Here is a 14296-nt window from a genome sequence, read left to right as displayed (position 1 = left end):
TCACTTATTACTCCCATTTATTTTACCCCTCTCCACCATTGAACCCAGCAAGGATTGCTAACGTGTATGGCTAAACGTCGGTTACATTCGTTCATTAATGAACCAACCCCTTTCATGGGGTTAGAATTATATTCACCTATTTTTATCAGATCACGAAACATACCTGACAGCCTGTAAAGATCACGCCGAATAGAAACATATTTATTGCATGAATATAATCGTAACATTACAAATTGAATTAATTGTGTATATTTAAGTTCCATAACATAAGGATTCCCCATTTGCCTGATAGTCTTTTCAAGCTGACGCTTTTCAGTTTCTGCGTTAATTCTTGTATGACCCACTAAACGCCACCAGATTTCACACGCTTCATAAAGGGTATAATATTCAAATGCTGGTTTGATTGTTCTTGTGGGTTCAGACTGCATTGCTCGCCACTTTGTATATCTTATGAAACTTTCAGCCTCACGCTTAAGCATAAAAACACGCCTAACGCGTTTCCCGTTCCGCCCATTGGGGCGGATATCTACCAGCCATTTTCCATCAGGACGTTTCTTGATGCTCATTTCTTCACCTTTGATGTTAGCCAGCCAGGGAAAAGCATTTTCCCCGAAATTAAACATTGTTATTGTCAAAAATGGTGGAAACAGTGGGAACAATGGTAACAGTGTTGATATTTATACCTTTTTCCTGTTCCCATCTCTCTTTTACAACTGGGAACAACGCTTTGCATATCAACATAACCATATGATTTAAAATACATTACCACCTGTTACCATATGGGAACAGTAATTGGGAACAAATAAAACTTTTATAAATCAAGTCTGTTCCCTATGTTCCCACTGTTCCCACTAAAAAATATGATACGTGCGATCACTTCTTCCTGGCTGGCTATGTTTCCAGGACCGGAAGCTGGCCAACACCGTTAGTTATAGCGGTGTCAGCAGGTCTTATCCGATCACTTCGCCGCTGAACACATACACTTTCTTTAAGCCAATTTCCGGTAGTCTTACTGTACGTTGTAGGCGCTGGCGATCTTCATCCTTTACAAGCCATCCAGCCTCGTCGCATAGTCTCGCCGTTTTAACGCTGTCCGACGTCCCGCAAATCTCCTTCCATCCGCTGGGCAGGATATAAAATGTGGTTTCCGGCTCTTTAGTGGCGTCCCCGTCTTTAACAGTATCGCCGCTGTTCTCCTTCTTGCTCATGCCGATACCGTTCCCGCCTTTCTCCACCCGGCGAAAACCAACCATATTTGACGGGCGGTTTTTCTCGTCATACCAGTCAGCAAAGCGTGTGTACTGATTCGCCGTAATAAAGCGCCGCACCTTCTCCAGCGCGTCGGCTTCTTCCTGGTTGGCCGCATGTCCGCGATCGTTAAGCCATGCCGCCAGACAGCTTCTTGCAGCGTTATACGCTTCACCGGGTAGCCAGCCGGTGATCCCCGCTTCGCTTGCCAGTTCCCCCGCAACGGCTAACAGCGCAAAGCGATCCACAATGCGCCCGACCTGCTTGCCGGAATCTTCGGGTAATAATGTCCGTTCATACTCTTTTTTCATTGCCCGCGCCCGGTTCGCAGTTTCCGTCAGGTTTGCCGCCAGCCAGCGCAACCATTCGCGGAACGGCGCACCGTGATACTGTTTACAGGACTGTTCAAGGTATTCCGCAAACGCTTTACCGCCTTCCATGCCGTGGAGATTTTCGAAAGCGCCATGTTTTCCGGTATCGCTGAGTATTTGCACCATACGCACACCGACACCCGCGCCGGTTCGCTTTTCTCCGGCTTCGGCGGCATGTTCCGCAATAGAGATTTCCCCGGTGGACAGGTAAAGCAATGTCCAGGTCACCGGATCGCGGACGCTGCCATCAACGCGCCCCCTTGCTTTGCCCTGCCCGTTCCCCAGCATATAGGCGATCCGGCTGGCCTCTCTGCCGTCAACTTCGCTGATTTCATCCAGCATCAGGGCGGCATCATTACGGCGTAGCGCAATACCTTCCAGCGCGTTTCCGGTTGCCCGCCACGTTTTCCAGAAATCAGGCCCGCCGCAGACTGACGCCGCCACCTTCATTGTGGTTGTCTTGCCGTCCGTGGATTCGCCCTTAAGGTGATAACCGCCGCCGCCCACGCCGATAAGATTCAGCAACGGCGCGGCCAGCGCCAGACTGACGCAGAACACCAGGCGGGAATTACCGGCGCAATAGCGCCCGACGTGTTGCGCCCATTCCGCCGCCGTTCCGCTCACCCGGAAGTCATTTTTAGACGACATAGCAGACTGAAGGATCACCGATCCGGCATCGCTGCCGATCACCTCATCCTGGAGAACATATGCACCGCTAAACCAGCCTGTTTTTTCAACGCAGGTGACGCGGCGAACCGGGCGACAGTTAGAAATGTATTCCATCAGATAGCTACGCGCCGCGCCGTTCACGCTGATAAAGTGCATTCCGTTATCAAGCAGAACCTCCCGCAGCTCCTGACCGCTTCCGGCAAGCACTGTCATTGGCATCGCCCATTCATGCCGTAATCCGCTGGAGTCTTCCCACTCAAGCAGACGCCCGAATTTACCGCCTTCGCCGTCGCTGGTGATGGCCGTCACTTTGAGCGGGCTACATATCTTCACCTGGCGAGTCTGGCCGCTTTCGCTACCGTCACTGAGCGGGCGATCAAACCAAAGATAATCCTTCGTCAGGCGGAAACCATGCGGTAAACGCGTTTCGGTGTCTGCCGGGTTAAGCAGTTCTTCCGCGAATGCGTCACGGGCGCGCTGGAGGCCAAATTCACGGCGGTAATCATCCCAGTCAACTTTGATCCGTCCGGGAGGAATGGTCATCCATCCCTTAACGGCCAGTGCAGCTTTGATCGCAGACTCTTTCCCCTGATTGGGTTTACCGTCAGAAAAGTCATTATCACCGGCAATAACGATCTGCACGTCCGGCCATTTCTGGCGGATTTGCTCCGCAACGTCTTTCAGGTTGCCTTTATCCAGCGCCGCAATACTCCAGCCCTCTGAAAGCAGGGATGCGCTTAACGCAGTGGCAAAGCCTTCCGAGATAATGATCCGCGCGGGCGTTTTCACCGGGAACGGCCCGACAGAGATAAAACGCCCTTTTTTCCTGGTGCCAGCACATAAGCCTTTTACCTTGTCCGGGCCGATAAGCTGTGCACCGGTCATCCGTCCTTCGGTGTCCGTGATCGGTAATAAAAGCGAACCAGCCGGAAAAACACCGCCAGCGGTTTTCATCTCCTGAACGGTCAGCGGCAGTTCAAAACCTGTCAGCCCCCGCGCCGTAAGGTAAGGGCTTTCCCCCGGCTGAGTACGGGCAAAGAGGCGTTGCCAGTAGTCATGTGGGCGACCTTCGTCACTGGCTTCTTTTCTGGCAGGCTGCATGACCGCAGGCGGAGGAAGGGCCGGAAGTAATTCAGCAACTCGATCAGCGGCTGGCCCGGTGTCCAGCGAAAGCGCCAGTTTGACCAGATCCAGCCCGTCACCGTGGCCGCACTGGTTGCAGAACCAGGTTCCACGCCCTTTTTTATTATCAAAGCGAAAACGATCTTTACCGCCGCAGATCGGGCAGGGGCCATGAAGACCACCCGCAGGAACAGTAATCCCCAGGTGTTCAAGAATATTTTCCCACTGGCCCGCTGCGCGTCCTGCTGTCTGTGAAACTTTTTTACCTTGCATCGGTATGACCTTTATTAATGGGTAAGACAATGCGCCGCAGCGGGCGGCGCGGAATACAAAAAATTAAAGACTGACCTGACCGATCCGGGCTTCGCCTGTGAACTTATCGCAAAGGCCAAGTACTTTGGCTTCTTCCAGAACGGCGGATATGTCTTCGCTGATATAGCTGAAAATATCTGGAATCCATAAAAGTGGCAGGCCGTTTATCTCACACTGACGGATCTGTAAATGCATCTGGAATGAAACATTCCTTGCGCGGTTGAGTTTATGGAAGCACTCAAGGCTAAGATATTTTTCAGCACTATTAACAGCAATGGTATTCAAATCAGACATATATTTTCCTTACAGGGGCGTAATTACTCCCCGTTAAAATACGGTTATAATTAAATGTTTTTCAGTTCTTATAAATCGATTATTGTTTTAGTCGTCCCACATTTCATAGGGATCATAATCAACCATCTGCATTCGCATTTCATTAAAAATAATACTAATAATATCCCTGATATATTCAGCCAGTTCTTTTTCAATCCCCTTACTGATATCCTGACTTATCAGCCCGGCAGTCAGGGAAAGCGCATGATAAATATTATCGACATTAAGAAATATAACCTCATCAGCGATTTTTATTTTACTCGACTGAATTGGGGGAATATCCCGCGACCGTTTTTCAAATAAAACAACCAGATTTAATTGCAATAATCGACAATAAAGCCGCTGCTGCTTGATATCATTCATTGCAGGTAATGCATCCGCAAAAAATGAAGCACCGTAAACCAGATCGTAAAAATGGCGGTCAACGTGAAACGGTGTGAGCATAATTTCAGACATGATCTACTCCCGCCTTAATACAAGGCTGTTTCAGATATCTGACAAGTAAATTAATCATGTCATGCAAAAGCCAGCGTAATTGTGTTTCAACGTCCATACGAAGGGAGCGACTAAGCAGCGCATCATTTAAGGCGGTGCAATAGCCCGTCATGATCGTCGCGTCGATCCACTCATCAGGTACGCAGGGAGCAGGAATAGCAGTCGCGGTTAATTGCGCCTGGATATGCGATGGATAGTCTGTATCACAAAGAGATGAAAGAGAACGCAGGGCAAAAGCCAGACGTCCGCAAAGTGCGACGCGTTCAGTCTCGTCAACACAACTTTCATCCGTTAACCGCGCGACAAAATGCCCGCACATCTCGCCAGCCTGAAAGAGATCCATAGACACTGGCAACGGTGAATTAAGCAGATTATGCATACCGCGCCTCCGTTATCTGGTCTTTCAGGTCAGCAATTAAGCGGTTAAGCTCTTCCCGGCCATCGTCGTTCAGCGCGTCCAGTCCGTAGTCATAAGCGGCTAGAATAGCGACTTCCATTTCACGGGAATCAATTTCAACCACTACTTTTGAACCCGGTTTAATAAAGGCTGGCGGATCGTAACAGTCATCGTGGAACGGGTTAAGCGCCGCCGCTTTACGGTTGTCCAGTGGGTTAAACATGGCGCGCCTCCTGAACCGGCAGACAGCCAGCAAAGCAGAGGATAAAGCGACCGGCCAGCATGGAACGGGCTTCCTGTTCGCTGTACGCGGTGATTTGTTCGCGGTGTGGTTTGTCCTGCATGTCAGCCCTTGATACCGCAAGAAAGAGAAATACGCGATTTTTAGGGTGAGTTTGGTTACACTTCGGCTTAGCCATAGCGTTAGTCCTGTTAACGTGTTGGTCAGAAGCCCGGTTAGTGTCCCCACACTGCCGGGCTTTACTTTACAGGTGTATGTCACCTTGCAAATCAATCCTACACGTATGGTGAAATACACTTCAAGTCTTTTTTTCTGTTTTTTAGTTGCGTATACTGAAATACACCTATTCGAGTGGAGAACAGTAATGGCAACAGGTGCGAAGAATGCAAAATCGCAAATGACCACCGTCAGAATCCCCCATGAGGTTATGGAGGATATAGAACAGTTAAAGGAAACTGGAGAAAGTACAGCCGGTTTCTTAGTAACTGCGGCAAAGGGTGAGATAAAGCGCCGCCAACGCCGTAAGAAACTGGACACGATAAAGGAATAACCCCTTTTACGTCGTGTGGTTATGCTGGTAAGCATCGGTTGTATCCCGGTATAATTCATCGCGTAGAATCATCTTCCTGATAAACCCTCTCATCGTTTCTTGTTCGTTCCGGTGAGGGGGTTTTCTTTTATCTGGTCAACACTGTCAAAGCTGGCTGTACTGCAGCAGGTTTTAAACCAGCGTCACGGCGTTCTCATCGCTGGCCGCGTAAAGATAGCCATCCCCCAGCGCGTAACCTTCTTCACGTAAATAGCCATGCTCATAAACACCTCGTTGCGGGATATCCTCCGCGCGGTAGTGTTGGCTGTGTTTCAGCGTCAGGATCTGCAAATTTTTCAGCGTCGTAACAGCCAGGCGCTTACCCGGCATAAACGGCGGGATAAAGGCAAAACGACCGGCGACACTGCTTGTCAACATATCCCCCGCCGTCAGCGTCAGTGGTTGATCGGCCATGTTGAACAGTTTCAGGCGTTCGCGGGCGGCAAGCTGCGCGCCAACCATCACCACAAGGCCCGGATCTTCGCGCTGACCTTCGGGGATTTTTGACGTGATGAGGCAATCAGCCAGATCGTGAACATCGGCAAAATCACCCCCTTTCCCCAGTGCGAAAGCATCAGAAATAATTTGTGAACCGTTATTGAATGTTTTTGCCAGCGAGTGCCAGCCAATATTGATATCTTCGCCGTTTTTATATTGTTCCGGGTTGGTATTTTCGGCAATCATCTTGCCGTTAAATCCAATACGGAGCATATCCCGCACCACGGCCTTCTTGAAAAAAATGATCATTTCATTACTGAAATTTTTCGCGTTTGCCATTACCGCCATTTCTTCATAAGTCAATGAGGCGCAGGAATCCGTTTCTGATAATAAAAAAGGTGTTCCGTTGGTTTTTAGTTTCTTATGAAAGCGACCTTCCTTTGCACGGCCTGTATAAAGGGAACCATCACCGATGGTGATCGTCGTGCCATCCGCACCGGTAATGTCCAGTAATGAAATATTATCAATCAGCCAGGACGAGCCTTTAACATCAAGCGTGGAACATCCCCATGCATCCGGAGATGCTTTTTCCGGCTGTGATATGGTGAAATACCCCGTATCTTCGTTTTTATATTTAATATTAAAAGACTTAATCAGGTTTTCGTGATACTGCGTTAAATAATCTGGTGTTACATAAGACATAATTCTTCCTTAGTTGATATTTCTTTCTAATGTGAGTCGTTGCGCGCGCTGCTGGTGACGGATCGGCAACATATAATTTAAATATTCATCTGCACTCATCACCGTATGAATAAAGGCCATTTCAGAGCTGTAATAATCGCGTGATATTTCGGCGCGTTCCCGCTTATCTTCATTAAGAGGGTTAACAAAACGGGGATTAATGCTTCCTTCCGGGCGATATGTGCAGTTGTTCACCACCTTGTTAAGGGCAATCTCCAGTTTATCCATTTTCTGCCAGGCAAGGTCAGCACACTCAATTTCAGAAATCGCCTTTTTGAATGCCTTAGCATCGAGGGATGACTTAGGCAGGGAACGGCGCAGATCGAGCAGTTCCACATCTTCCACGGCCAACAACACATCAATAACCGGCGCGAGCAATGCCAGAATGTTTTGTCTGATGGATAACTCTTCCTGCTGTGCCTTGACTTGATTTTTAATTGCTGCGTGATGCAGTCTGAATCTTTCATCTTCTAGTGATTTACGGGCCTGCTGTGCTTCTTTAATCGTCTGCGGCGCAGGAATTACAGCCGGGCTTGGCAGACGCTGCAATTCTGCTTCAAGTGCCGCCAGCTTTTCCCGTTCAGACTGGCAAAGTTCATGCCCTTTATTAACCAGTGTAAACAGTTCCTCTTTAGTCGCCGGAATGCCTACGCTTTCCCCGGAAATAGATTTATATTCGTGGGTAAGGTGCATCATTTTATTCAGGCGATAAAGTTCAATAACGCGCATTTCATACAAACCACGGTGACAACCGTCATAAGGCTGAATAAATGCCGTGTTATTAATGACAGCAAGATCCGCATCACGATATACGCGATGGCTGATAATATCAGTAATGTTCATTTAATTTTCCGTAAATTTTCGCCAGCAACAAATATATTAAACACTGCATAAACCGGCATTGCCTGGTATTTTGTAACCACTTAACCTAATACTGAATAAATACTGCCAACTCCCCATGCTACGAGTATTTACAACAAAAAGAATACACAAAATCCTTAGCATTCAAATAAATCATATTCATCTCTGAATAAAATCAGATTTACACTTTGCGCTCTTTGATTTTGTTGTCGATCCAGTCGCTGATCTCACCCTCAACCCATGCGACAGAACGCGGGCCGGTTTTAATCGGCTTTGGAAAGACATTTGCATTGATATCTTTATAAATACTGGCGCGACACCGCCCCGTAAGCATCATAACTTCAGGCAGGCGGATCAATCTTTTTCCTTGGTTTAAAAGCTGCATTGCATCATTTCTCATATTCACACCCGCTATTAACATTCAAACGTTATGTAATATCTTTCTATATACAGACATTGACTTTATAGGATGCCTGTAGATTGGATGAAGTCATTGTTATTCACGCCATAAGTGCATGTCAAAAAGATGTATGTGGGATGTGGGGCTTGACTTTTAGTTAAGTCAATTTAAGCCTCAGGAAGACTCTAGAAGCCTCTGAAAGGATTTATGGTTTGAGTGAAATCAATTAGCCAGATATAAAGACACTAAAAATCAAACAAACAACAACAAAAATGAAATAAAAATAAAACACAATAAAAACAGATTTTAGCAAAAAGTGCCAACTATATAATGTTAATTCCTATAAATAAGATTTTTATAAATTAACACCATAAAAACAACAATCAAGAGCACAATTAATAATCAAAAAAAGAAATATTTCATATTAATCAATAGATTAGTAATCTTGGTGTTTTTTATAAAATTTCCAAAATCATAATTCATTGAAAATGATAATAAAAAGTTTAAGCGTGGATGCTGAGTGTCCACGCCTAACATCTAATTTAGCGGTATTCCCGTCTTAGACCTTCTCTAATCTTTTACCCTGCCACTCGCCAGCGATTCCATATAGTCGGCATACCATTGAAGCATTTCCCGGCGTCCATCCAGATAGCGGGCATGATTATATGTGCCACGGATGGTATTTTTATCAACATGTGCAAGCTGGGTTTCGATCCATTCGGTGTTATACCCTTTCTCATACAAAATTGTGCTCATGGTATGTCGGAAACCATGCCCGCAAGCTTTGCCCTTATACCCGAGTCGCTTTATTAGCTGATTAATTGCTCCTTCACTCATTGGCTTTCGCGGGTCGTTCCGGCCCGGAAAAATGAAAGGATTGCGGCCCGACAACTCTTTTAATTGCCCGAGAATAACCATAGCCTGGCGAGAAAGCGGGACAACGTGCGGACGTCTTTTCTTCATTCGCTCTTTGGGGATCTCCCACAAGGCATTATCAAAATCAATCTCTGACCACGGGGCCGCGCGTAATTCAACCGGACGTAACCCCACAAGAATAAGCAGACGCAGCCCCAAAATAACCTGAACGTTACTTTTTGCCGTCGCCAGCGTCTGGAAAAATTCGGGTAACTCTTCGGCTTCCAGATGGGGGAAGTGCTCCCCTTCGTGTCCTTCCATAGCCACAGATAGATCAGGGGCGGGGTTATATTCTGCGCGGGCGGTAACGATCGCATACTTCCAGACCTCCCCGCACCACTGGCGAACCTTACGGGCCTTTTCAGTCGCTCCCCTATTCTCGATGCGTTTAAGCGTATTCAGCAAATCAAGGGGCTTTATTTCCGTGATGGGGCGTTTTCCAATCCAAGGGAATATGTCTTTACTGAATGCTTCCAGAATGTCCGAGGCGTACCCCTCAGACCATTTCTTCTGCCGTTCTGTATGCCACTCTCTGGCGATTTCTTCGAAGGTGTTTTTGATTTGCGCTTCGCGGTTCAATTTTTCTTCCCGCTTCGCTTCGTTCGGGTCGATCCCCCCAGCCATACCCCTTTTGGCCTCATCTCGTTTCGCCCTGGCATCAGCCAGGGTTACATCGGGATATACCCCCAGCGCCAACAGCTTTTCTTTTCCGGCTACCCGGTACTTTAAACGCCAGTACCGGGAACCATTGGGATTAACAAGCAGATAAAGCCCACCACCATCGGCCAGTTTATAGGGTTTTTCTTTCGGTTTGGCCGTATCGACCTGACGGGCATTTAGTTTCATTTGGGGGTATCTCCAGTAGCCCACACAGCATATACCCCCGAATATCCCCCCAAAAGACGTGGATTTTAGGAGATATTGATAGACGTTAAAACACTATCTGGGGCGCTCAAAGCTAGAGTATATGCGGGTTTGTTGGATTTTAATAGACGGGAAAAGACGTTGAAATGGTGCCGATAATAGGAGTCGAACCTACGACCTTCGCATTACGAATTATAAGAATCCGATTCTAATTCAAAGCATTACCCCATCAACACTGCGCTCACACGTCCCGCCACATCAAAACATGTAAAGCCTTGCAAGCCATTGCGAGGCCTTATGTGTCTCAGTTTTGTCCCACCTTGTATTACGACTTGCATAGCCAATGAAGATAAATGTGACGACAAACGGCGCAGCAGTCTTCTTTTCTTTCATACTTTCCCACACCCGGCTTGCATACCTTTCTGCCATAACTGTAGTGAATGTCTGTTATGAGAGAGAGACGGAAGTCCCCCACTTTATAAGTCAGTTAATGGAGAAATTACTAGCAGACGGTGTACTTGGAACAAGTTAATGGATTATAATGATAAATTAAGCATCGTTATGATTTGAAATACTTAATTATGCTAATATTGATGGAAGCAATGAATTTTAAGACATGCATAGAGTTATAAAATGATAAATTTAAATCCACTTTCTTTTTCTGAATATGACTTGAACGAAATATTGAATGCCAGTCAAGATAATAAGTTAGTTCTTTTTATTGGTGCTGGTTTTTCTAAATTCAGCGAAACGGAATTAATAAAAATACCAACCTGGAGGGAGTTAATAAATGAGCTAAAAGACGACTTAGGATTGTCTGAAGAAAATGATTATTTAAAAATAGCCCAACTTTACTTTCTTCAATACGGACAAAACTCTTATGTTAAAAAAGTCAAATCAATAATTAGAGATTTGAAACCAAGTCTTTTTCATAAGATGCTATTTGAATTAAACCCCCACTATATAATTACAACCAACTGGGATAGTTTGCTTGAAAAAACTGCACAAGACATAGGATTGGCTTATGATTTAGTTAGTTCTGACGTGGACCTGGCACAAAGTCATTTGGACAAGAAAATTATAAAGATGCATGGGGATTTTCGACAGAATAATTTTGTTTTTAAAGAGGATGATTACTTACAGTACAGCCAAAATTTTCCACTTATCGAAAATTTTATAAAAGGAATATTCTCAACAAACACTGTTGTGTTTTTAGGATACTCTTATAGTGATTATGATTTAAAACAGATTGTTTCATGGGTTACAACTATATCAAAAGCAACACCAAGAAAATATTTGCTCCAGAAAAATCATGATGCAGCCCAGGCTCTTTACTTAAGAAATCATGGGATATCCTTGTTGACACCGATGAATACTGACATTAGCTATCATGATCTTTATTCAAAATTTTTCAGTGATTTCAAGCTTGTTAAAAACCAAGATGAGTTTATAAAGAGGACCCTGATCTATACTGAGTCAAAGGTAAAAAAAATAGAAGATGACCTGAGAATGTCTGATTTTGATAAAAATAAATTGAAGAATGATATTCAATGTATTGTAACAAAAAAAATAAATAAATATGTTGATAGCAAACTAAAAGCATTAACACAATACAAAGTATTGCTCCCTGAGCAGATCAGTAAAAAATTAACTAATAGTACCATTGATTATGATAAGTCTGGGGTTAAACTAACCTCCCACAATAATATTTTGACGACTGATTATGACGAGTATAGCAGGAAAATAAATAGCATATACCTTAATGACATTTTGAGTAAAAATACTCACTTAAAAAAGACATTCTCATCTATTTTGGAAAAGGCATTTATAAATACAGTTAGTTATGACTCGAAACTGTATGAGGTGATTAGTTCTTCAGAATTAGAGTCTGAGCTATACAATAAGATTTCTTTCGCTTATTCAAAGGATAATGCTGAAATACTTCTTATTAACAAGGAATATGGCAAACTTCTCGATATTCTTATTTCGAAAGTAAAGCTTCATCTTAATGAGAGAAACTATATTCTCGCCACCATTCACATGTCTAATTTTGATTATGCTTACAGGATGTTGAAGTCGGATTTACACTGTAACGGTAAGGACATTGATGAAGATTGTAAATCAATAATGGAAAGCCATACTCCATTTGAGTTTAAAAGTAAAATAATTGATTTTCCACGGGGGGTGCAAAGTGAGCTACAAGAATTAGTAAAGATGCTTGAATTTAATGAAATATACAAAGCTTACTATCGATTTGACGTTGAATCGAAGAAGAATTTAGGGTACTCACAAATAAGAAAGAGTGGTGGAATAGCATTTTCCAATGATGAATTTAAAACAAGAGCGAAACTGTACCCTTATGTGTATTTCATTTTAGGCAACGAAATTTTAATTGAAGAATATAAAGAGGTTAAACAATTTTTCGAATTTAATATTCTTAGTAGCCTCGAACACTATCTATGCGAAGAGATATTCTATGTTAATAGAATCGATCTATTTATGTTAATAAAATACTGCGAGACAGAAAAACTCAAAAAATTTTTAAGTAAGGTAATAAAAGACAAAATAATAATCAGCACCAGCAAACTTGACAAAAGAGAAGTTCACCATATTAAGAAATATTTACTCAACTCTCTCGAAAACATATGCAACCTGATTAGGTTGAAAAATAAAAATTTTATTCATACCACTTCAATAGATCGATGGACCAATAATTTATTGATTATATTAGGATGTGTTCCGTGGAGTTCAAACCAGTTAAAGAAAATAATAAATGGTTTGCTTCCTTTGTTAGAAGGCAGAACTAATAACATAAATATTTATGAAAACATACATAATCTTCTAGCTGTGAATGAGTTTTTGTATCAAAAATCCCATGATGATATGTTAAAAATCCTGGATGTAATACTTATAAAAATCAATACAGGAGAGTTAAATGGTTATGACCAGCATGTAATTAACTCCAATATCTTACGAAACATTTACATATTATCAGAGAATCATAATTACGAATACAAAAACACTGAACTATTAACATTAGCGTTAACAAAAATACAATTATTTGATGATAAGTGGAAAAGATCCATCACTAAGAGTTTATTATTGAACATCAAAAGGATTGGCTCTCCTGAGGTCGTTGACATTATAGACAAGTTTATTAACAGTAATATTTTAAACCTACCACTGGCAACAGTAAGCGATATTATGGAATGTTTGCATTTAGTCGCAAGCGGATGTGCCATGCCTGATCAATTTCTTGAGGTTATTAACAAATTTGTTTCTGAAAACATCCCGAATAAATTAGGCGAGTTAGATTTCATTACAGCTGGTGTAGAAAGTGATTTTCCTAACTTAATTAAAATCCTTATAAAGGATAGAGGCTTTGTTGAATTTCAAGACACATTGGACATATTCAATGAACGAATGCAATCTCTAAAAAAATAAAGCCACTGAGATAGGGCTGCTCTCTGTCAATTACCGCTCTTGGCACATAGCAGCCCTAGAAATGGTGACGTATAGTCATAGATGGTCGGTGACAGGAGATGCAAATCATCTCATACAAAAATACGTAAAATCAATAACGGCTAGAAATTATTCAACACTCGCACTATCGACATTTCACCAGCTAACCGTAGCACGTTCTTGCATACGACGTGCTACGGTTTCATTTATCTCCAACCGGAAACTTCTTATACAGTGTCGATATACCAACATCATAGATGATCGCCACCTTTTGGCGAGGAACGCCTGATGCAATTAATCGCCCGGCCTGCGCCCATTGTTCTGGTGTAAGTTTGGGACGACGTCCACCAATTCGTCCCTGCGCGCGAGCAGCTTCCAGTCCAGCTTTTGTTCGTTCAACAATCAGTTCTCGTTCCATTTCAGCCAAGGCACCCATCACATGAAAGAAAAAACGCCCCATCGGTGTGCTGGTATCAATAGCATCCGTCAGGCTGCGAAAATTAACGCCACGTTCGCGCAACTCCTCAACTAGAATGACCAGATGCCGCATACTACGCCCCAGCCGATCCAGCTTCCAGACAACCAGTGTGTCACCTGCCGATAATGTCCTGAGCAGTTTTTTCAGTCCGGGCCTTTCGGACTTCGTACCGCTTATCTTGTCTTCAAAAATCAGTTCACATCCTACACAGTTCAACGCATTACGTTGTAGATCGGTGTTCTGGTCATTTGTTGATACGCGTACATAGCCAATAAGCATGGTAGATCCCCCTGACAAAAGCAGGAATGATGCCATTTGCTCGTTATTTCTGCATTTTCATAAACGTTGGTTTGGGAGAAG

14 protein-coding genes are annotated in these 14296 nt (G+C 43.8%); 2 read left to right on the top strand and 12 right to left on the bottom strand.

Going from position 1 to position 14296, the window contains the following annotated elements:
- Positions 1–17: 17 nt before the first annotated feature.
- The 7 genes from D9734_RS22775 to D9734_RS22750 form a co-directional block, all read right to left on the bottom strand.
- A complete protein-coding gene (locus tag D9734_RS22775) occupies positions 18–566 on the bottom strand; it encodes a hypothetical protein (RefSeq protein ID WP_112886715.1) in 549 nt (182 codons plus the stop codon).
- Positions 567–950: 384 nt separating this feature from the next.
- Positions 951–3683 (bottom strand): DUF927 domain-containing protein, encoded by a 2733-nt coding sequence (locus D9734_RS22770; RefSeq protein WP_130210780.1) that lies wholly within the window; start codon positions 3681–3683, stop codon positions 951–953.
- A gap of 63 nt (positions 3684–3746) precedes the next feature.
- Positions 3747–4016, bottom strand: a complete 270-nt coding sequence (locus D9734_RS22765; protein ID WP_115424602.1) for a Derepression protein — start codon at positions 4014–4016, stop codon at positions 3747–3749.
- An 87-nt stretch (positions 4017–4103) separates the two neighbouring features.
- Positions 4104–4511, bottom strand: coding sequence for a hypothetical protein (locus D9734_RS22760; RefSeq protein WP_130210778.1), 408 nt, complete (start codon positions 4509–4511; stop codon positions 4104–4106).
- Entirely contained in the window at positions 4504–4929 is a 426-nt protein-coding gene (locus D9734_RS22755) for a hypothetical protein (protein WP_130210776.1), read from the bottom strand. The genes D9734_RS22760 and D9734_RS22755 overlap by 8 nt, the downstream gene beginning before the upstream one ends.
- Positions 4922–5170 carry a hypothetical protein gene (locus D9734_RS23325; protein ID WP_135383355.1) on the bottom strand — a complete coding sequence of 83 codons (249 nt, stop codon included), beginning with the start codon at positions 5168–5170 and terminating at the stop codon, positions 4922–4924. The genes D9734_RS22755 and D9734_RS23325 overlap by 8 nt, the downstream gene beginning before the upstream one ends.
- The gene (locus D9734_RS22750; protein ID WP_130210774.1) at positions 5163–5366 is read right to left on the bottom strand and encodes a host cell division inhibitor Icd-like protein; all 204 of its coding nucleotides are present in this window, start codon (positions 5364–5366) and stop codon (positions 5163–5165) included. Before D9734_RS22750 ends, D9734_RS23325 begins: the two co-directional genes overlap by 8 nt.
- A gap of 186 nt (positions 5367–5552) precedes the next feature.
- On the opposite strand from D9734_RS22750, the gene D9734_RS23320 reads away from it, so the two are divergent.
- Positions 5553–5738 (top strand): YlcI/YnfO family protein, encoded by a 186-nt coding sequence (locus D9734_RS23320; RefSeq protein ID WP_165383307.1) that lies wholly within the window; start codon positions 5553–5555, stop codon positions 5736–5738.
- 171 nt (positions 5739–5909) lie between these two features.
- Here the strand turns inward: D9734_RS23320 and D9734_RS22740 are convergent, their stop codons facing one another.
- The 4 genes from D9734_RS22740 to D9734_RS22725 form a co-directional block, all read right to left on the bottom strand.
- Positions 5910–6917 (bottom strand): P2 family phage major capsid protein, encoded by a 1008-nt coding sequence (locus D9734_RS22740; RefSeq protein WP_130210772.1) that lies wholly within the window; start codon positions 6915–6917, stop codon positions 5910–5912.
- Positions 6918–6926: 9 nt separating this feature from the next.
- Positions 6927–7799, bottom strand: a complete 873-nt coding sequence (locus D9734_RS22735; protein ID WP_130210770.1) for a hypothetical protein — start codon at positions 7797–7799, stop codon at positions 6927–6929.
- A gap of 199 nt (positions 7800–7998) precedes the next feature.
- Positions 7999–8217 carry an AlpA family transcriptional regulator gene (locus tag D9734_RS22730; RefSeq protein ID WP_240780565.1) on the bottom strand — a complete coding sequence of 73 codons (219 nt, stop codon included), beginning with the start codon at positions 8215–8217 and terminating at the stop codon, positions 7999–8001.
- A gap of 570 nt (positions 8218–8787) precedes the next feature.
- A complete protein-coding gene (locus tag D9734_RS22725; protein ID WP_097731891.1) occupies positions 8788–9978 on the bottom strand; it encodes an integrase arm-type DNA-binding domain-containing protein in 1191 nt (396 codons plus the stop codon).
- 651 nt (positions 9979–10629) lie between these two features.
- On the opposite strand from D9734_RS22725, the gene D9734_RS22720 reads away from it, so the two are divergent.
- The gene (locus D9734_RS22720; protein WP_130210768.1) at positions 10630–13440 is read left to right on the top strand and encodes an SIR2 family protein; all 2811 of its coding nucleotides are present in this window, start codon (positions 10630–10632) and stop codon (positions 13438–13440) included.
- 220 nt (positions 13441–13660) lie between these two features.
- Here the strand turns inward: D9734_RS22720 and pinE are convergent, their stop codons facing one another.
- A complete protein-coding gene (gene pinE / locus D9734_RS22715) occupies positions 13661–14215 on the bottom strand; it encodes a site-specific DNA recombinase (RefSeq protein WP_000905042.1) in 555 nt (184 codons plus the stop codon).
- Positions 14216–14296: the final 81 nt, after the last annotated feature.

This window comes from Escherichia sp. E14S1 (assembly GCF_004211995.1).
GTDB lineage: Bacteria > Pseudomonadota > Gammaproteobacteria > Enterobacterales > Enterobacteriaceae > Escherichia.
This window is presented reverse-complemented; position numbering and strand designations above follow the sequence as displayed.

Bases quoted from the DNA above. Each gene is read 5' to 3' on its own strand.
- D9734_RS22760 (WP_130210778.1), bottom strand. From the start codon at position 4,511: ATGTCTGAAATTATGCTCACACCGTTTCACGTTGACCGCCATTTTTAC.
- D9734_RS22740 (WP_130210772.1), bottom strand. From the start codon at position 6,917: ATGTCTTATGTAACACCAGATTATTTAACGCAGTATCACGAAAACCTG.
- D9734_RS22720 (WP_130210768.1), top strand. From the start codon at position 10,630: ATGATAAATTTAAATCCACTTTCTTTTTCTGAATATGACTTGAACGAA.
- D9734_RS22770 (WP_130210780.1), bottom strand. From the start codon at position 3,683: ATGCAAGGTAAAAAAGTTTCACAGACAGCAGGACGCGCAGCGGGCCAG.
- D9734_RS23325 (WP_135383355.1), bottom strand. From the start codon at position 5,170: ATGTTTAACCCACTGGACAACCGTAAAGCGGCGGCGCTTAACCCGTTC.
- D9734_RS22730 (WP_240780565.1), bottom strand. From the start codon at position 8,217: ATGAGAAATGATGCAATGCAGCTTTTAAACCAAGGAAAAAGATTGATC.
- D9734_RS22735 (WP_130210770.1), bottom strand. From the start codon at position 7,799: ATGAACATTACTGATATTATCAGCCATCGCGTATATCGTGATGCGGAT.
- D9734_RS22775 (WP_112886715.1), bottom strand. From the start codon at position 566: ATGAGCATCAAGAAACGTCCTGATGGAAAATGGCTGGTAGATATCCGC.
- D9734_RS22750 (WP_130210774.1), bottom strand. From the start codon at position 5,366: ATGGCTAAGCCGAAGTGTAACCAAACTCACCCTAAAAATCGCGTATTT.
- pinE (WP_000905042.1), bottom strand. From the start codon at position 14,215: ATGCTTATTGGCTATGTACGCGTATCAACAAATGACCAGAACACCGAT.
- D9734_RS22765 (WP_115424602.1), bottom strand. From the start codon at position 4,016: ATGTCTGATTTGAATACCATTGCTGTTAATAGTGCTGAAAAATATCTT.
- D9734_RS22755 (WP_130210776.1), bottom strand. From the start codon at position 4,929: ATGCATAATCTGCTTAATTCACCGTTGCCAGTGTCTATGGATCTCTTT.
- D9734_RS22725 (WP_097731891.1), bottom strand. From the start codon at position 9,978: ATGAAACTAAATGCCCGTCAGGTCGATACGGCCAAACCGAAAGAAAAA.
- D9734_RS23320 (WP_165383307.1), top strand. From the start codon at position 5,553: ATGGCAACAGGTGCGAAGAATGCAAAATCGCAAATGACCACCGTCAGA.